Origin of the sequence: Empedobacter sp. UBA1574 (assembly GCF_002322895.1) — a bacterium.
Taxonomy (GTDB): Bacteria; Bacteroidota; Bacteroidia; order Flavobacteriales; family Weeksellaceae; genus Empedobacter; species Empedobacter falsenii_B.
In genome coordinates this window covers 14,886-34,002 of record NZ_DCOI01000038.1, presented here as the reverse complement: position 1 = coordinate 34,002, position 19,117 = coordinate 14,886, and the positions used below count along the sequence as shown (strand labels likewise).

Below are 19,117 nucleotides of genomic sequence, written 5' to 3'. Positions count from 1 at the left end.
CTAAAAACTCAAATTATTTAATATGCACAACGGGTTAACTATAATAAATTATTTTACACTAAAAGTCCAGAGAGTAAAAATCGTTATGAATTTCAAAATGAATATAAAATATCTAAAAAATTGAAAGATAATTGGTATTTATTGGAACGAATTGAGTAATACAATTTCAAAATTTATTGCTTAAACTGTATCTTTGCATCGATTTTAAAGAAGCAAATGTCCAATTATTTTCAATATTTTAAACATCCAATTACTACGTACGAACTTCCCAAAAAGTTTGATTATCCATTTTATTATGAACCTACTGAAATTGCGAAGCAAGCATGTAGAGAGCTACAAGAATACTTGGAAAATCAAACCGATTTTGAACATAATTTTGGTTTAGAAAATGACCAATCTTCCACTCCAATTGGTAAAATGTTTGGTGTTTTAGTTGTTCGAAATCAAAAGAATGAAGTAGGATATTTAGCGGCAGTTTCAGGTAAATTGGCTAATACTAATCAACACAAATTTTTTGTTCCACCTATTTTTGATATGTTGAATAAAAATGGTTTTTTCTTAGAACAAGAAGAACGTTTGAATGAAATCAATCGTATTTTAGAATCATTAGAAAATGATCAAAACTATCTACAACTTAAAGAAGATTTTATTCAATTTGAAATCAATTCTAAGTTAAAAATTGAAGAAGGAAAACAACTTTTAAAATCAAATAAAAAAGACCGAAAATATCAACGAGAAACAATTTCTCCAACTTTATCTCAAGATGAAATTCAATTTTTTGAAGAAGATTTAGTCAAACAAAGTTTACGTGATAAATATGAATTTAGAATTCTAAATGAAAAACTTGATTCTGAAAAACAGATTTTATTAAGCAAAATAAATGTTTTTAAGAATGAAATCAATTCATTAAAAGAAGAACGAAAAATAAAATCTAATTTACTTCAAAATCAATTGTTTAATCAATATCAATTCTTGAATAAGTTTAAGCAAGAAAAAGGATTATTAGAAATTTTTTCAACAACTGTATTTCAACAACCTCCTGCTGCTGCTGGTGAATGTGCTGCACCCAAATTATTGCAATATGCGTTTCAAAATGATTTAGAACCAATTTGTATGGCTGAGTTTTGGTGGGGAGATTCGCCAAAATCTGAGGTTAGAAAACATGGTCAATTTTATCCAGCTTGTACAGGAAAATGTGAGCCTATTTTAGGACATATGTTGCAAGGAATTGAACTGAATGAAAACTTATTGTTGAAGCAAAATTCAACTGTTGAAGAGTTAGAAATTTTATATCAAGATAATGATTTGGTTGTCATCAATAAACCAGAAGAGTTTCTTTCTGTTCCTGGAATTGAGATTAAAGATTCGGTTTATCTTAGAATTAAACATCAATTTCCATTGGCAACAGGTCCAATTATTGTTCATCGTTTGGATATGTCAACTTCTGGAATTCTTGTTTTGGCGTTAAATAAAGAAAGTCATAAACTTCTTCAACAACAATTCATTAAACGTAAAGTTCAGAAACGCTACATTGCACTTTTAGATGGAAATATTGAGCGCGATAATGGTTTTATAGATTTACCTTTACGTGTGGATTTGGACGATAGACCGAGACAAATGGTTTGTTATGAACATGGGAAAACGGCGCAGACAAAGTATGAAGTCATTGCAAGAAAAGACAATAAAACGCTTGTCTATTTTTATCCAATTACCGGTCGTACACATCAGTTGCGCATGCATGCTTCGCATCGTTTGGGACTAAATGCACCAATTATTGGTGATGATTTATATGGTACGAAAACAAATCGTTTGCATTTACATGCCGAATCCTTAGAATTTACGCATCCGAAGACGAAAGAATTGATGAAATTTCAAGTAGATCCAAATTTTAATCTCTAATTTTGCGAAAGAATACAAAGAATGGAAAATAAAGATTTGACAATACGAGAAGTAATTTATCGCGATATGGATACGTTGATTATGGCAAAATTGAAAAACGGATCTAATATTTCGATAGATGATTTGATCGATATTTCTTCTTATTTAGCTGCAAGTTTGTTCCGTGAACGTTGGAAACAAAAAGGTGAGTTGAGCGAAGAAGAAGTGAATATCGTTTTAGGAAATTTAGGTGATTTTTGCAATGAACATTTTGGTGAATATTTTACGCAACAAGATTTTGATAAAATTGTAAAAATCTCCCAATTATTGTTACAAAAACCTACGTTTGATAACGATTCGAAAGAATTTTTTGATGAAATATTGAAAAAATAAAGAAAAAAATTAAGCATAAAAAAACCACTTTATTTGAAGTGGTTTTTTATTATATCTAAAATTGATTAATCAATTACTTTTCCAATTAAATCGAATTCGTAAGCTTCGATAATCTCTACATTTACAAAATCACCAACTGGTAAATAGGTATCAATTGCAGAAATCAAAACTTCATTATCAACATCTGGCGAATCATATTCTGTACGACCAATAAAATTCTCACCTTCTTTGCGATCAATCATTACTCTAAATTGTTTTCCAATTTTTTCTTGATTCAAATCGTACGAAATCTGAGATTGAATTTCCATAATCTCTTCAACACGTTGTTGTTTTACTTCTTCTGGAACATCATCTTCCAAATTATAAGCATGTGTATTTTCTTCGTGTGAATAAGTAAAACATCCCAGACGATCAAATTTTTGCTCTTGTACCCACGCTTTCATTTCTTGGAAATCTTCTTCGGTTTCACCTGGATAACCACAAATTAACGTTGTACGAATCGCCATATCAGGAACTTTTGTACGCATTGCATCTAACAAAGCATTTGTTTTTTCGTGTGTTGTACCACGACGCATTGATTTTAATAATTTTGTCGAAATATGTTGTAACGGAATATCGATATAATTACAAACTTTAGGTTCTTCGCGAATTACATCCAAAACATCTTCTGGGAAACCAGCTGGAAATGCGTAATGCAAACGAATCCATTCGATTCCTTCAATTTTCACTAACTCTCTTAATAAAGTCGCTAATTCACGTTTTTTATAAATATCTAATCCATAATACGTTAAATCTTGCGCAATCAAAATTAATTCTTTCGTTCCATTTTTTGCCAATTTAGTAGCTTCTGTAACTAAATCTTCGATTGGACGAGAAACATTTCCTCCACGCATCAAAGGAATTGCACAGAAAGAACAAGGACGATCACAACCTTCTGCAATTTTAAGATAAGCATAATGACGAGGAGTTGTTGTTAAACGTTCTCCAACTAATTCGTGCTTATAATCTGCTCCTAAAGCTTTTAACAATAATGGTAACTCGCGCGTACCAAAATATTGATCAACATTTGGAATTTGTTCAATTAAATCTGGTTTGTATCGCTCTGACAAACATCCTGTCACGAAAACTTTTTCTACCAAACCATCTACCTTACGTTGCACATAATCTAAAATTGTATCAACACTTTCTTCCTTTGCATTATCAATGAAACCACAAGTATTAATCACTACAATTTCCCCAGATTGTTCATGTACAACCTCTTTCCCATTGGCTTTCAGCTGTCCCATTAACACCTCAGAATCGTATACATTTTTAGAACATCCTAACGTAATTACATTAATTTTCTTTTTTCCAGTCGATTTTGTACGCATTACTCTAATTTAAGTCTGCAAAATTACGAAATATTTGAGAGAACTAATCGAAAAGATTGAATGGAACTAGTATAAATAGCTAAAATAAAATTTTTTAAACCTAAATGGATTTAAATAGAATAGATTTCTATACAACTAACTATTTAAGAAGATTAATCAATTATTATGATATTCTATTGAAAACTCATTCAGTAAACCTATTTTAACTAATTGATTAACAAAATACAATAGAGTATTTATGATTTAATCTCAACAATAAATGTTAAATTTGAGTTTATTAGTATTTTAAGTTAGATTTCAAAGCAATGCTTTGAAATTAAGAAGGTCAAGATTTCTCTTGACCTTTATTTTTTATATTTAATCGATATGATAATGACTCGGAAAAACTTTTTTAGGATTCTGTTTGAGAATATTCAACCTGAATTGACTTTCTAAAAATCCATAACCATAATTGAAAAATTGAATTAAAGTTGTTTGAATCGACAATAAACCAACTACCGCTGATTTAAAACGAATAGTTGAGAAAATAAAAATCAAAAACATGTAAATTAACCACAAAACAAATGGAATTTGAAGAATAAATCGATGTTTTGGAAGAATAAAACTCAACAATAAAAATAAAAATGCAACTAAAGTTCCGACAAAAAATAAGCTTGGAAACCAAAAAGTTGGTTTGATATAATTTGGATGTCGTTGATTAAGAATTGGGCGTGCAACTCCAAATTGATACACTTGTTTCGCAAATTTCTTTAACGAAGTTCTACGTTTATGTATCACTTTCGAATCTTGAAATAATCGCGTTTCAAAACCATTTTCCCACAAACGCAGCGATAAATCTGGATCTTCTCCAACACGCAAATCAGCAAATCCACCCGTTTTTTCGTACGCTTTTCGTGAAATTCCCATATTAAAACTACGTGGCTGAAATTTACCAATTTGCTTTTTTCCTCCACGTATTCCTCCTGTTGTTAAGAAAGAAGTCATCGAAAAAGTAATTGCTTTTTGCAAATCTGTAAACGAGTCATCTGCATCATCTGGTCCGCCAAAAGCATCAACAAAATTAGTTGTCAATTCTTTTTTAACCGATTCAATATAAGTTGCAGGAATAATCGTATCAGAATCTAAGAAAATGAAATAATTTCCATTCGCTTTCTCCATTCCATAATTTCTCGATTTTCCTGGACCTGAATTTGTTTTGTAATAATAATGAAGATCTAATTGAATTTCAAATTTAGCACAAACAGCATCCAATTTATTTTTAGAACCATCGTCTACAATAATAATTTCGAATGACTTATCCGTTTGTTTCGTTAAACTTGACAATAATTCTGTCAATTCATCTTGACGTTCGTAAACGGCAATAATTATCGAAAGTTGTAAATCTTCTTTTTCCAAAATATATTATTGATTGAATGATTCTTTCAATTCTAAAGTTACTTTCTGAATTTCATCTAAATTCTTAAAATGCTTCAATTTGAAAGTTGATTTTGATTGATTCAATTCATGAACAATTGCCAAAATAGTATCCAATGGACTTTGCTCCTCTCCTTTCGAAGTTTCGTCAAAATTAATTCCAACCAAAGAAACTTCTTCAATCATTCCGAACAACCATTCTTCTAAAAAAGTATTCAAATCTATCGAATCAATTTTATGATTTGCCCATTGATTTTGTTTCGCTTTTTCAGCTAAATCTGTATTCGACCAAAAACAAATAACCTCTAAATTAGAGCCATCTTCATACTCAAATTCCTCTGAATACGAAACAGCAAAACCTTCTTCCGAAGTTAAAAGATATACTTTTTGATCTTGACAAATTTCTTTTATAAATTGACTCACTTCTCTTAATTTTGATTTTTAGCTTTTTTACTTCCTTCGTACATTTCGTATTGTAAAAAGTCGCATTCTAACTTACCATTGAACACTTTTACTTTCTTCGAAGGACGTAAACCGACATATTTTTTGGCTTGTAAATCTGATGTGATAAACCACGCCAATGTATTTGGATAACTCGATTTTAACGTGTCACCAATTTGTTTGTAAAATTCTTGGTTATTATTTTCGATACGCTCATCATAAGGCGGATTGAACACCAATAAAACTGGGAACAATTCCTTTTTAGATGTAAAGAAATCTTGATTTCTAACTTCAATAAAATCCTCTAAATCAGCAGATTTTATATTCATCTGCGCAATTTTTACCATCATTGGAGAAATTTCGTATCCAACAATTTTATATTCAGATTCTTTGATTCGATTTAAGCGCGTATTACGAATTTGTGTAAACAATGTTTCATCATAATCTGGCCAATTCTGAAAAGCAAAATGCTTACGATGAATTTGTGGCGGAATATTATTCGCAATCATCGCCGCTTCAATCAACATTGTTCCCGAACCACACATTGGATCAAGGTAATTTCCTTTTCCATCATAACCCGCTTGCAACAACAAACCTGCTGCTAAAACCTCGTTAATTGGAGCTGGACCAGTTTCTTCACGATAACCACGTTTGTGCAACGATTCTCCAGAAGAATCTAACGACAACGTAATTTTATCGTGCGAAATATGTAAGTTAAAACGTACATCTGGAAAATCTTTATCAATGCTTGGACGACGACCATTTTTTTCTTTGAATCGATCTACAATAGCATCTTTCACTTTTAAAGCAGCATAATGCGAATGCGTAAAATAATCTGAATGAACAGTTGGATCAATCATAAAAGTTTGATCGACATTTAGATAATTTTCCCAATGGAATTTTTTGAATTTCTCATACAATTGATGATCATTTTTCGCAGAAAACGAAAGAATTGGCTTCTGTATACGAAGTGCAGTACGCAAGCTGTAATTTGCTTTGTACATGAAACCTAAATCGCCATTAAATTCAACCATTCGGTTTTGGATTTTAACATCTGCCGCACCCAACGCTTTTAATTCTTGCGCTAATATTTCTTCGAAACCAAAAAAGGTTTTCGCAATCATTCTGAAATTTTCCAAGGAAATAAAATTTTTACAAAAGTACGGGAAATAAAGGAAATTGAGAAAGGAATAATTGTTTTTCGATATTCTAAACTAATTTATATCTTAACAAAAAATATTTCATGGATCAAGAAACTAAATATGAAAAAATATTGGTTCGATATTATAGTAAGGTTTTAGAAGAAGAAATAGTTGAAACACTTTGGACAGAAACCATAGACAAAGAAAAAGGATTATATAAAATTGAAAATATTCCGTTCTATGGTCCATGTTTTTCAAGTGACGATATAGTATTTGCTGAATATGATAACGATGAAGAATGTTTGACTTTTAGAAAAGTAATTGAATTTTCTGGAAATTCGACAGTTCAAGTTATAATAATGAATGATGAAATTAATAGAGATGATATTAGAAATATTTTCAAGAATTTGAATTGTGAAAGTGAAGCGCTGAATGAAAAATACTTTGTTCTAGAAATTCCTTTAAAAATAAATTATAAATCTGTTTTTGATAAATTAATCGAATTACAAGAAAATGAATTTATTGCTTTTGCAGAACCTGTTTTATCAGAAAAACATCGTGATGAAACCAGATAATAATCTTAATAATATTTCTTAATTTCTATATTTTCCTTCATCGACATTCTTCGTACCTTTCGGCTATTAAAGTTTAATTTTTTAGAATTCGATATAAAATGGAAAAAATCACAGATCGTCTTTCAGCTTTGAGAGAGGTTATGAAACAAAATGGAGTTAGCGCAACAATTATTCCTGGAACAGATCCGCACGGAAGCGAATATTTACCAAATCGTTGGAAAGAGCGTACATGGATTTCAGGTTTCAATGGATCGGCTGGAACTGCAGTTGTAACATTAGAAAAAGCGGCTGTTTGGACGGATTCGAGATATTTTATTCAGGCAGAAGATCAATTAAAAGACACGACTTTTGAGTTGATGAAAATGAGAATGCCAGAAACTCCTTCTATCAACGAATGGATTATTTCTCAATTAAAAGAAGGAGAAGTTGTTGGTCTTAATCCGCAAATGTTTGCGCACAATGCTTTTGCAGAAAATTATAACGAGTTTTCATTCAATCAACTTTCAGTTAAAAATATTGATTTAATTGATTTAGCTTGGCAAGATCGTCCTGCTTTACCAGAGAATCCATTCTATATTTATGATGTAAAATTTGCTGGAAAATCTGCTTCAGAAAAAATTTCGGAAGTGCGCAATGAGATGAAAAAAGCAAATACCAATGTATATATCATGAATTCGTTGGATGAAATTGCGTGGTTATTTAATATTCGTGGAAATGATGTTAACTATAATCCATTGACAATTTCATATGCCGCTGTGGATACAGAAAATGCGTATTTATTTATAGATGAAGCAAAAGTAACTCCAGAAACAAAAACTGCTTTAGCAAATGAAGGAATTACAATTCAACCTTATTTAGCGGTTTACGATTATTTAAAGAAACAAAACGAAAAATCGCATGTATTGGTAGATGGAAATCGAGTTAATCAATCGTTATACGAAGCAATTTCTACTTCTTCAACTATTAATTTAATTGCTTCTCCAGTAACAAATCTAAAATCTGTTAAAAACGAAATCGAACAAGAAGGCTTCAGAAATGCAATGGTAAAAGATGGTGTTGCATTGACGAAATTTTTCATGTGGTTAGAAGAAAATATCGAAAATAACATTAATGAAGTTACAGTTGATGAGCAATTGAAATTTTTCCGTTTACAACAGGAAAATTGTAAAGGTGTAAGTTTCGGAACAATCTGTGGATACGCTGATCACGGTGCAATGAACCACTACTCTGCTTCACCTGAAACTGCTTATACATTAGGACGAAAAGAAATGTTGCTAATTGATTCTGGAGCTCAGTTTTTGGAAGGAACAACAGACATTACGCGTACATTGATGTTAGGAGAACCAACGACACAACAAAAAACAGATTATACCTTAGTTCTTAAAGGAAATATTGGTTTATCGCAAGCTATTTTTCCTATTAATTCTCGTGGTTCTTTGTTAGATGTTTTGTCGCGTAAAGCGCTTTGGGAAAACGGTTTCAATTACGGACACGGAACTGGACACGGTGTTGGTCATTTCTTATGTGTGCACGAAGGGCCGCAAAGTATTCGTTTAGAAGAAAATTTAACGCCACTTAAAGCTGGAATGGTACTTTCTAACGAGCCAGGTTTGTATCGCGATGGTGAATACGGAATTAGAATAGAGAATTTAATGATTGTTCAACCAGCGATGTCAACTCAATTTGGTGATTTCTTGAAGTTTGAGATTATTACAGTTTTCCCAATTGAGAAAAATTTGATTGATGTTAATTTAATGACAAACGAAGAAATTGCATGGTTGAATAATTATCATCAATTTGTTTTCGAGAAAATTTCTCCATTCTTAGATGAGAAAGAAACAACTTGGTTAAAAGAAAAATGTGAGGCTATTTCTAAGTAAATTTAATTTCAACAAAAAGTCATTCTAAATTCGTTTCAGAATCAGACATAAAAAAATAAGAAACTGAAAATAAATTCAGCTAGACAAAAAAATCCTATTCGAAAGTGAATAGGATTTTTTATTTCCCATAAAATTTGTATTATTGCAACATATTTGCATTAAGAAATGAAAAGACGAAATACACCAACCAAACAAGCGGTTATTGATTTGTTCAATTTGTGTACGACTGCATTAAATCAGGAACAAATTGAAACACAATTGCAAGGAAAAATGGACAGAGCAACGATTTATCGTATTCTGAATAATTTTTGCGAAGACGGAATGATGCATAAAGTTGTGGGAGATGACGGCGTAAATTATTTTGCGATGTGCAAAACCTGTTGTGAACATACACACCACCACCACGATCATTTTCATTTTCGTTGCACAACTTGTAATCAACTTATTTGTTTGAAAGAAGAAATAAAAATTAATTTACCCGAAGGATTTTCGATGCAAGATTGCAATTGCGTCATCACAGGAACTTGCTCAAATTGCCAATAATAACAACAATGGATTTACAATGGTTTGTAAAATGGTTTAACTCGCCATATTATCATATTTTATACAAGAACAGAAGCTTAACAGAAGCGGAAGATTTTATTCAAAAAATCACGAAATATTTACAACTTCCACAGTACGCAAAAGTGTTAGATTTAGCTTGTGGAAAGGGACGACATGCTATTACATTAAATAAATTAGGTTTTGATGTTTTGGGAATCGATTTATCTGAAGAAAGTATCAAGTACGCTAAACAATTTGAAAATGAATATTTAAAATTTGAAAAACATGATATGCGCGAAGTTTATCATCCAAACGAATTTGACGCGGTTTTCAATCTTTTTACAAGTTTTGGTTATTTTGAAAATTATGAAGATAATTTTAAAGTTTTTGAAACTGTAAAACAACAAATAAAATCACATGGAATCTTTGTTTTAGATTATCTGAATGCAGAAAAAGTAGTTTCGACAATGATTCCTTATGAGGAAAAGCTGATTGATGGAATTTTATTCAAAATCACAAAATCTGTCGAAAATGGTTTTATCAAAAAAGAAATTGATTTCACAGATAAAGGCGAAATATTTCATTTTGAAGAGTTTGTTCGTTTAATTTATTTCAACGATTTCAAAAAAATATACGAAACGGAAGGTTTTATTTTAGATAAAGTATTTGGAAATTATAATCTTGATGCTTTTGATGAACAAACTTCTGACCGCTTAATTTTAGTTTTAAACAAATGAAAGAAAGTTTAATCTTAATTTCAAGTGTGTTAATAGGAGTTTTATTTTCTCGAATATTACTCAAAAATAAACACAACTCAAAACTGCTACTAACCTTTAGTGGTGCGTATTTTTTGGCGATGACCGTTTTAGAAATTTTGCCACAAGTCTATGGACATCCATCCGAAAATCATAGCCATCATTCTATTGGATTGTTTGTTTTATTAGGTGTTGTTGTACAATATATTTTAGAAACGATCAGTAAAGGCGTTGAACACGGACATATTCATTTACACAAAAAAGAGCAATTTCCTTTCGGAATTTTTGGCGGATTATTTTTACACTCGATTATCGAAGGAATTCCTGTTGCAAATGCAGAATCTCACAATTTTATGTGGGCAATTTTTGTTCATAATATTCCAGTTTCAATGATTTTGTTTAGCGCATTATGTCAACATACAGAATCTAACGCAAAGCGTTTTTTGTTTATGACCTTGTTTGCTTTAGCTGCTCCAATGGGGTATTTCTTAGGAAAACATACCATTATTTCTAATTATTCTTTGGAAATGAGTGCAATTGTTTCGGGAATATTTTTACACATTTCTACAGTAATCTTATTTGAAAGTAATGAAGGACATAAATTTAATTTGAAGAAGTTTGGTTCTATTTTAGTCGGTTTTATTCTCGCTTATTTAACCGTTTCAATGCATGTACATTCTCATTAATATATAAAAGCAACTTATTAAAAGTTGCTTTTTTTATTTTTAATAATCACTATATTTATTTAAATAAAGTTTAAAATGAATAAATTAAGCCAATATATTCTACTATTAATAATTATCACAAGTTGTCACAATTCCTTTGATGGTAAAGCTAATAATGCTTTACAAGGAAATTGGATAAAAGAATATTATCCTGAAGAAACTATGATAGATGAAGATTTACCTCCTCCTGATTTTTTTTTCAAACCTAATGTTTTATACACTTTTCAAAATGATACATTGTTTGACGCTAATCAATTTCACAATTATAATAAAAAAACAAAAAAAAATAATTATTTAGGTTATAAGACAAAATTCATTATTAAAGATTCCATTATTTATTGGTACAATACACTAACAAAACAAGATATCGAGTATGGTGAAATAAAGAAATTTACAAATGATACTATTTACTTCGAAAACTTTATGCTTGTTAAAGAAAAAGCACAACAAGTTTATCAAAACAAATTTGATGCAATAATCGTTACAAGTAGTGGTTGTTATGGAACTTGTCCTATTTATAATTATCGAATAGAGGCTGATGGGACTTTTATATATGATGGTGAAAAATTTACAAATATAGAAGGTCTTTACAAAGGCAAAATTAATAAGGAATATTTTAATTACTTTAAAAAAATATTAAATCAGATTGATATTAAGAATTTACCAAATAAATATGAAAGGCTTGCAACAGATGGTAATTACGAAGAATTAGTCTTTGTAAAAGACGAAAAAGTAATCAAGAAAATTTCATTCTATTTAAATGATGGACCACCGAAAGTTAAACAATTATTAGATATTTTACGATTGATGGATTATTATTTGGAAGATAAAAAACCGTATCAATCTCAAAATTATTTTTCAATTCAAAACCCTCTTTATTTTTATAAAACAGAAAATGGAGAAGATTTTAGTAATTATCAGATGTTCTATTTATGGACAGAATTGATGAAACATCAAACAAATCCATTTAAATTTACATCTAAAACTATAAAAATAAACAATTTTAGACCTAATTATTATTGGAATTCTGAGCACAAATATTTTAACCCAAAAAGTTTAGAATCATTGGAAACGGATCATCAACGCTTTCAAATAAAGTTTAAAAATGAACCAATACAATATTATGATTTGGGTTATAATTTTTTAGAGAATAATAACTATTATACAAATTAAAAAAAAGTTCAAAATTTGAACTTTTTTTTAATTATAACATTTTTCGATGATCTAAAACAAGAATTTCTCCATTCGAAACAAATTTCCATTTTTGATCTTTTTTACATTCATTTTTTGGTGTCGAAGATTTAATATTAAATTCGACTTCTTTGTTTTTCATCAAAATTGAAGTATGATAATCGCATTCACCAATTTTTACATTTGTCGATACATTATCATTTGCCAATAAATCCGTTTCTGGAATAGATTTTATTGCTTCATTAATAATATTCAAATCTAATTCATTGTAAATCAAATCAAAATTATCTGTAACTAAATTTGTCGATAATCGAAATGAATTTGCCTCAACATCAGTACGAATCGCTGTATTTTTAGTATTCAAATCTAATTCTTCGATACGTTTTGGACAATCCAAATAATCTGGAATTTTCTGAGCTTGCTTACTTTGTAAATCTTTCTGAAAAGCTGTAAGTTCAGAAAATAATTGTTTTTTTTCGGGTGAAGCTTCTTTAAATTCTGTTGTTTCTGTTAATTCTTGTTGAGTGAGCTTTTTAATTTCAGGTTTATTTTCTGAACAATTAAATAAAAGAAATAAAGTAAAAAATGAGTAAAAATAATGTTTCATAAGCAAGAATATTTGGTTCTACTAATTTATGAAACATTATTCTCAATTTCAATTATTTAACGTTCTGAATTATAAATTTAATATAAATGATAAATTGAGAAATATTAATTAAGATTATTTATATTTTTCTAAATCTAACCCAAGAATATCTCCAACTTTAGAAAATTCTTCATTTACCTTTGCATTCAAAACAAGTTGTTCATTTGTAATTGGATGATTAAACACTAGTTCATGCGCGTGAAGCATCATTCCTTTCAATCCAAAATTCTCTAACCACAATTTATTTTGCTTGTTACATCCATGCGGACGACTTCCCAAAATTGGATGAAAAATATGACGAAAATGCTTACGCAACTGATGCATACGACCAGTTTCGGGAATTGCTTCTACCAAACAATAACGTGAAGTCGGATGATTGTTATATTCTAAATCAATTTCTGCCGTTTGTAAACGATGAAAATAGGTAATTGCATTTTGCTTTACACCATCATCATTCGTCAAATCATAGTCTATCGTCATTTCTTCTGGCGACCAACCACGCAAAATAGCCAAGTATTTTTTCTCAACTTCGCGTGTTGCAAAACGATCATTCATAATTTTTAAACTTTCTTTATCTAAAGCAAAAAGCAAAACTCCTGACGTTTTACGATCCAAACGATGAATGGGATAAACATGTTGTCCACCAATTTGATTGCGTAATTCCTGAACCGCAAAAACAGACGCATCACGCGCATAAAAAGATTTATGAACCAACAATCCACTTGGTTTGTTAATGGCAATAATATATTCGTCTTGATAAAGAATTTCTAACATTTGGCAAAAATAGAAAGTTATTTTCGGTTAGAAAATAGAACAGTATTATATTTATTGCTTAATAAAATTGAATGAAAAAAGGATTGATTATTGGAAAAGGTTGGTTGGGATCAAGATTAGAAAAGTATTTAGAAAAGCAATTTTTGATTGAAACTACGAAACGAATTTCGGATGCAGAAAATTGTTTTTCAATCGATTTTGATCATTACAAATCTGAAAAAATTAAACACAATTATGATTTTGTTATTGTGACAATTCCATTTGGAAGAAGAAATAATTTAGACGATTTACAGAAAAGATTTCAGCATTTAATTGACTTTTTAGGAGATTATAATAATCAACTTATTCTGCTTAGTTCAACAGCAATTTATTCTGAAAATAATGAAATTATTTTTGAAAATCCAATTGAAACTATTCATTTAAATAATCCTTATTATTCAATTGAAAATCAATTAAAAGAAAAATATAATCAATTAATCATTTTACGTTTAGGCGGACTAATGGGAAACGATAGATTTCTTTCTAAATATTTAACTTTAGAACATTCTAATCTATCTCAAATGGTCAATCATATACATTATCTAGATGTTTGTCAAGTGATCGAAAAAATAATTCATATAAATAAAAATTCATCAATTTATAATATCGTTTCACCAGAACATCCTACTAAAGAAGAAGTGTTAGAATATCAATTAAATAAGAAAATTATTTCCTCTATAAGTCGTGAAGGAAAAATAATTTCAAGTCAAAAAATACAAGATGAATTTAATTATGAATTTCTTTACCCAAACCCAGTTTACTTTAAGGAAAATTAATTTCTTCTCTTTCGTTCTTTCGATTTAAATACAAAATAAAATGTTATCACTGATATAACAGTAATTAATATTGTGTCCCAATTTTCTTTGAATAAAGTCGTGATATTTTCCATTCTTGATGTTTATAAAGTTTAAAATTATAAAAAAAGCTGCTCTTACGAACAGCTTTTTAGGAATTTATCTTAAATCTATTTGATTAAGCGTGAATTGGACGATTGTCTGTAGCAGCTAAAGCAGCTTCTTTGATCGCTTCTGAGAATGTTGGGTGAGCATGAGACATTCTTGTTAAATCTTCTGCAGATGCACGGAATTCCATTGCTACAACTCCTTCTGCAATTAAATCAGCAGCACGAGCACCAATAATATGCATTCCTAAGATTTCGTCTGTGTTTTTATCAGCTAAAATTTTAGCAAAACCGTCTGTATCCATAGATGCACGAGCACGTCCTAAAGCTTTGAAAGGGAAAGAACCAACTTTGTACTCTACTCCTTCTTCTTTTAATTGCTCTTCTGTTTTACCAACTCCTGCAACTTCTGGCCAAGTATAAACAACACCAGGAATTAAGTTATAGTTGATATGAGGTTTTTGACCTGCTAATTGCTCAGCAACTAAAACACCTTCTTCTTCTGCTTTATGTGCTAACATTGCACCAGCAACAACGTCACCAATCGCATAAATGTTAGAAACATTAGTTTGTAAGTGATCGTTTGTTTTGATACGACCTCTTTCGTCAACCTCTACTCCTACGTTTTCTAAACCTAAAGATCCTGTGAAAGCACGACGACCAACAGCTACTAAAGCGTAATCTCCGTTAATTTCGATTTCTTCTCCTTTTTTAGAAGTTGCTTTTAATGTAACATCATTTCCGTTATTTACAACAGAAGTTACACCAGTTGAAGTGTGGAATTTCATTCCTTGTTTTTTCAATACTTTTGTCAACTCTTTAGACAAAGCACCATCCATTCCTGGAATAACACGGTCTGCATATTCTACAACAGTTACTTGAGAACCCAAACGTAAGTAAACAGATCCTAACTCTAATCCGATAACACCACCACCGATAACGATTAAGTGTTTTGGAACTTCAGATAAAGCTAATGCTTCTGTAGAAGTGATGATACGAGTTTTATCTGTTGGTGCAAATGGTAATTCAGATGAAACTGATCCAGTTGCAATAATTGTATTTTTAGCTTCAATTTCTTGAGTAGAACCGTCTTTAGCTGTAACTACAATATGAGTTGCATCTTTAAAAGCACCAGTACCTTCTAACACATCAATGTTATTTTTACTCATCAAGTATTTGATACCAGCTACGTTAGTATCTACAACACCTGCTTTTCGAGCAATCATTTGAGTGAAGTTTACTTTTGGAGCATCGATTTCGATTCCGTGCTCTTTAAAGTGATTTACAGCATCGTAATAGTGGTGAGAAGAATCTAATAAAGCTTTTGATGGAATACATCCTACATTAAGACATGTACCTCCTAAACTTTCTTTCTCGATAATTGCTGTTTTAAATCCTAATTGCGCTGCGCGAATAGCTGCAACATATCCTCCAGGTCCAGCACCAATTACGGCTACATCATAAGAACTCATATAGTTTTATTTTGATTTATTATTATAATTAATTTAAACTCTACAAATATAACCAATATCGAATAGATTTTCGTTATAAAATTGTAATGAATTTTGTTAGGAAATTGGGAAAAATAAGCTATTCTTTAATATCTGATTTGATAAAGTTTAAAATTTCATCTTCTGTGCACAATTCATAATCTGGCTCAATTCCATATGGATAAATGTTCTTTTTAGCATCCATCATATATCCAGCTGTTAAATTAAGCATATCGCCATTAGACAATTTTGTATTCGTATTCATAGTAGCTGCTCCCATCGTTTTCTTACCTAGAACTTTCACATTCGAAAGTGATTTTAACGTAATTAATGTAGCTTCGCCCGCACTACTTGTCCTATGATTAATCAAAACATAAATTTTCCTTGGATGAATTGTATTTATTATCGGATAATTAATATATCCTTTTGATAAATTATTAACTCCATTAAAAAAATATCCATCTTTTTTTGACCAAGGAATATCATCATTATTAATTTTAGAATATCCTAATACATTATCTTCAAAAAATGGTAATAAAGATGTTATCATTACCCAATTAGAACCTCCCGTATTATCTCTCAAATCGATAATCCAATAATTAGAATTTGCTTGTTCAGAAATAATTTTCAGATTATTGAAAATATAGTCTTTATCACTTATTGTTTTATTGTACCCATGACGCTTAATCCTAATATACGCAACGTCAGGAATTTTAGTTAACTTATTATTATCTTCTACTTTTAACAAACAAGCGCTATCAACTTTTGCTTTCGGAAAACGACCTGTTAATAACACTTTATCTTTCAACTTTTGCTTTCGGAAAACGACCTGTTAATAACACTTTATCTTTCGTAAGATAATGTGTATGATTATTTCCTAATAAAGTAATTGCCTCTACAATCGCCGAATCTTTCGATATTTTAGTTTTCTCGATTACTTTTTTCTCCAAATTCTCCCAATCAATTTTATCTCTATCGATAAAGCCTTTTTTCATGACAGAAAATAATTCTTCATAATCAGATGGAATCTCTGAAACTGATGATTCACTAACGATCTTTTCTTTACAACCAAATGTAAAAAGGATCAAAAAAATAAAAGAAAATTTATTTATCCTCATTGTTCTCTAAATTCATATTATGAAATTTAAAGATAAATGATTTTTAAATACTATAAACTTTTTCCTCTAAAATACCGGATTCAATTTCAATTGGTTGTTCGCTCTGTCTAAAAATTCGGGCCGATAATTTTCCTTTCAATTCCACTACTCCATTTTCTACACGAAGCCAACTTCCTTCTCTCAATCCAACGACAACTTGATGATTAAACTTGTGAAATTCATTGATACGAGTTTCTCTTGTTTCACCTTTATGTGTAGAATTTGGATCAGGATCCAAATAATGCGGATTAATATTAAAAGGTAAAAATTGTAACGCATCAAAACTTGGCGGATAAACAATCGGCATATCATTTGTTGTACCAATTGTTAAACCTGTCAAATTACTTCCAGCACTTGTACCAATATATGGTGTTCCGTTATGTACAGCACTTCTCAACTCTTCTACCAAACCAATTTCATACAACGTTTTTAGCAATAAAAATGTATTTCCTCCTCCAATAAAAATCGCTTTCGCATGCAAAATTGCTTCTTTTTTATTCTCGAAAGTATGCAAACCTTTTACAGAAACCCCAACCGTTTGCAAAGCATCTTTTACATTTTGCGTATATTCATCGTACGAAATTCCCGAAGGTCGCGCATAAGGAACAAAAATAATTTCATCAGATTGAATAAATTCTTTGATTTCATCTTTTATATATTCTAAAAAACTATAGCCGTGAATAGTACTCGTACTTATCACTAATAGTCTATCATTTGGGTTTATCATGTTATTGAATTTTAACTCAAAAGTAAGTTTAAAATAAGAAAGTAGGTAAAAAATTGACAAAAAATTATACCGAATTAGATTACTTTTGTGCAATTCTAAAAAAATAGAATTTCAAGATTTTTAAATCTGCATGAAAAAAATAGTACGCTTCATAATACCTTTATTCATAGTTGTCATTATGATAATAATTGGAATAGAACAAACACTTCGAAAAATTCCCAACGATTACAAATACAAAGCAGATTATTTAAAAGAAAATGGAAAACAAATAGAAACTTTGATTCTTGGAAGTTCACATACTTTTACAGGGCTCAATCCAAAATTATTTACCAATAAAACTTTTAATGCTGCACATTCTGCTCAATCACTAGATTTAGATTATAAAATTTTTGAACAAAATCGAAAATATTTACCCAATTTAAAAACCATTATTATTCCCATTTCGTATTTTTCGTTTACAAAACAATTGAATAATTTTAATCAAAAGAAATTAAAATATTATTCAATTTATTGGAAAATTGATATAAATAATAACGACTTTAATCTTAATTACGAAATTTTTTCAGAACCTATTGATGTTAATTATAATCGAATAAAAGATTATTGGATTCAGGATAAAAATAATTTAACAATAGATATTAATGGTTATATAAAAAAGCGATACGAACCAAGTTGGAATGATAGTATTTACGCTAAAAAAACGTTTGAAAGACATCGTGCAAATTTAAATTCAAATCAAGTACAACGTATTATAAAAACACATTTTTATGATTTAGAACAAATTATAAAACAAGCAAAATCAAATGATATAAAAATTGTTCTATTGGCTACTCCTACAACCAATTTATATAAAAATTATGTCATAAATACACCTCAATATTTCAACTTAAAAAATAATATTAATCGCTTATCGAAATACGATAATGTCGTTTTCATCGATTATTTTATTAATAATAAAGATTTCAATAAAAAAGATTTCAAAAATTCAGATCATCTAAATGCAAAAGGTGCTGATAAGTTAACGTTGAAAATAGATTCTATTATGAATAAATAAAATAAGTTCTATAAATTTTCTCT

20 protein-coding genes are annotated in these 19,117 nt (G+C 29.7%); 10 read left to right on the top strand and 10 right to left on the bottom strand.

Annotation, left to right across the window (positions count from 1 at the left end; translation table 11 throughout):
- Window positions 1-216 precede the first annotated feature (216 nt).
- Together B3578_RS13115 and B3578_RS13110 are read left to right on the top strand one after the other, a co-directional pair.
- Complete coding sequence (locus tag B3578_RS13115; RefSeq protein ID WP_286496377.1) at window positions 217-1,899, top strand: RluA family pseudouridine synthase; 1,683 nt, start codon at window positions 217-219, stop codon at window positions 1,897-1,899.
- A gap of 21 nt (window positions 1,900-1,920) precedes the next feature.
- Complete coding sequence (locus B3578_RS13110; RefSeq protein WP_219035247.1) at window positions 1,921-2,271, top strand: hypothetical protein; 351 nt, start codon at window positions 1,921-1,923, stop codon at window positions 2,269-2,271.
- 65 nt (window positions 2,272-2,336) lie between these two features.
- Here the strand turns inward: B3578_RS13110 and rimO are convergent, their stop codons facing one another.
- The 4 genes from rimO to B3578_RS13090 all read right to left on the bottom strand — a co-directional run bounded on the left by rimO (window position 2,337) and on the right by B3578_RS13090 (window position 6,640).
- On the bottom strand, window positions 2,337-3,641 hold the full coding sequence (gene rimO / locus B3578_RS13105; RefSeq protein ID WP_291049314.1) for a 30S ribosomal protein S12 methylthiotransferase RimO: 1,305 nt from the start codon (window positions 3,639-3,641) through the stop codon (window positions 2,337-2,339).
- Window positions 3,642-3,998: 357 nt separating this feature from the next.
- Window positions 3,999-5,036 (bottom strand): glycosyltransferase, encoded by a 1,038-nt coding sequence (locus tag B3578_RS13100; RefSeq protein ID WP_291049312.1) that lies wholly within the window; start codon window positions 5,034-5,036, stop codon window positions 3,999-4,001.
- A gap of 6 nt (window positions 5,037-5,042) precedes the next feature.
- The gene (locus B3578_RS13095) at window positions 5,043-5,477 is read right to left on the bottom strand and encodes a DUF2750 domain-containing protein (RefSeq protein WP_291049310.1); all 435 of its coding nucleotides are present in this window, start codon (window positions 5,475-5,477) and stop codon (window positions 5,043-5,045) included.
- Window positions 5,478-5,482: 5 nt separating this feature from the next.
- Window positions 5,483-6,640 (bottom strand): THUMP domain-containing class I SAM-dependent RNA methyltransferase, encoded by a 1,158-nt coding sequence (locus B3578_RS13090; protein WP_038331505.1) that lies wholly within the window; start codon window positions 6,638-6,640, stop codon window positions 5,483-5,485.
- 98 nt (window positions 6,641-6,738) lie between these two features.
- On the opposite strand from B3578_RS13090, the gene B3578_RS13085 reads away from it, so the two are divergent.
- The 6 genes from B3578_RS13085 to B3578_RS13060 all read left to right on the top strand — a co-directional run bounded on the left by B3578_RS13085 (window position 6,739) and on the right by B3578_RS13060 (window position 12,288).
- On the top strand, window positions 6,739-7,212 hold the full coding sequence (locus B3578_RS13085) for a DUF4265 domain-containing protein (RefSeq protein ID WP_038331503.1): 474 nt from the start codon (window positions 6,739-6,741) through the stop codon (window positions 7,210-7,212).
- Between the two features lie 98 nt (window positions 7,213-7,310).
- The gene (locus B3578_RS13080) at window positions 7,311-9,092 is read left to right on the top strand and encodes an aminopeptidase P family protein (RefSeq protein WP_286496375.1); all 1,782 of its coding nucleotides are present in this window, start codon (window positions 7,311-7,313) and stop codon (window positions 9,090-9,092) included.
- A gap of 165 nt (window positions 9,093-9,257) precedes the next feature.
- Entirely contained in the window at window positions 9,258-9,635 is a 378-nt protein-coding gene (locus tag B3578_RS13075) for a Fur family transcriptional regulator (protein ID WP_291049306.1), read from the top strand.
- Window positions 9,626-10,372, top strand: coding sequence for a class I SAM-dependent methyltransferase (locus tag B3578_RS13070; protein ID WP_312067342.1), 747 nt, complete (start codon window positions 9,626-9,628; stop codon window positions 10,370-10,372). Before B3578_RS13075 ends, B3578_RS13070 begins: the two co-directional genes overlap by 10 nt.
- The gene (locus tag B3578_RS13065) at window positions 10,369-11,076 is read left to right on the top strand and encodes a ZIP family metal transporter (protein ID WP_221855878.1); all 708 of its coding nucleotides are present in this window, start codon (window positions 10,369-10,371) and stop codon (window positions 11,074-11,076) included. Before B3578_RS13070 ends, B3578_RS13065 begins: the two co-directional genes overlap by 4 nt.
- Window positions 11,077-11,151: 75 nt before the next feature.
- On the top strand, window positions 11,152-12,288 hold the full coding sequence (locus B3578_RS13060) for a DUF6438 domain-containing protein (RefSeq protein ID WP_291049304.1): 1,137 nt from the start codon (window positions 11,152-11,154) through the stop codon (window positions 12,286-12,288).
- Window positions 12,289-12,319: 31 nt separating this feature from the next.
- On the opposite strand, the gene B3578_RS13055 is transcribed toward B3578_RS13060, so the two are convergent.
- Together B3578_RS13055 and B3578_RS13050 are read right to left on the bottom strand one after the other, a co-directional pair.
- A complete protein-coding gene (locus tag B3578_RS13055) occupies window positions 12,320-12,913 on the bottom strand; it encodes a hypothetical protein (protein WP_038331490.1) in 594 nt (197 codons plus the stop codon).
- Between the two features lie 114 nt (window positions 12,914-13,027).
- Window positions 13,028-13,726 (bottom strand): pseudouridine synthase, encoded by a 699-nt coding sequence (locus B3578_RS13050; protein ID WP_038331486.1) that lies wholly within the window; start codon window positions 13,724-13,726, stop codon window positions 13,028-13,030.
- 71 nt (window positions 13,727-13,797) lie between these two features.
- Between B3578_RS13050 and B3578_RS13045 the strand changes: the two genes are divergently transcribed.
- Window positions 13,798-14,541, top strand: coding sequence for a hypothetical protein (locus tag B3578_RS13045; protein WP_286496295.1), 744 nt, complete (start codon window positions 13,798-13,800; stop codon window positions 14,539-14,541).
- 196 nt (window positions 14,542-14,737) lie between these two features.
- On the opposite strand, the gene lpdA is transcribed toward B3578_RS13045, so the two are convergent.
- The 4 genes from lpdA to pepE all read right to left on the bottom strand — a co-directional run bounded on the left by lpdA (window position 14,738) and on the right by pepE (window position 18,040).
- Window positions 14,738-16,138: a dihydrolipoyl dehydrogenase gene (gene lpdA / locus B3578_RS13040; RefSeq protein WP_115000751.1), complete on the bottom strand. Its 1,401-nt coding sequence runs from the start codon at window positions 16,136-16,138 to the stop codon at window positions 14,738-14,740.
- Between the two features lie 118 nt (window positions 16,139-16,256).
- A complete protein-coding gene (locus B3578_RS13035; protein WP_291049298.1) occupies window positions 16,257-16,964 on the bottom strand; it encodes a S41 family peptidase in 708 nt (235 codons plus the stop codon).
- Window positions 16,954-17,274: a hypothetical protein gene (locus B3578_RS13030; protein ID WP_125349335.1), complete on the bottom strand. Its 321-nt coding sequence runs from the start codon at window positions 17,272-17,274 to the stop codon at window positions 16,954-16,956. Before B3578_RS13030 ends, B3578_RS13035 begins: the two co-directional genes overlap by 11 nt.
- Before the next feature lie 43 nt (window positions 17,275-17,317).
- Window positions 17,318-18,040, bottom strand: a complete 723-nt coding sequence (pepE, locus tag B3578_RS13025; RefSeq protein ID WP_286496298.1) for a dipeptidase PepE — start codon at window positions 18,038-18,040, stop codon at window positions 17,318-17,320.
- A 178-nt stretch (window positions 18,041-18,218) separates the two neighbouring features.
- Between pepE and B3578_RS13020 the strand changes: the two genes are divergently transcribed.
- The gene (locus B3578_RS13020) at window positions 18,219-19,094 is read left to right on the top strand and encodes a hypothetical protein (protein WP_286496299.1); all 876 of its coding nucleotides are present in this window, start codon (window positions 18,219-18,221) and stop codon (window positions 19,092-19,094) included.
- The last annotated feature ends 23 nt before the right edge of the window (window positions 19,095-19,117 follow it).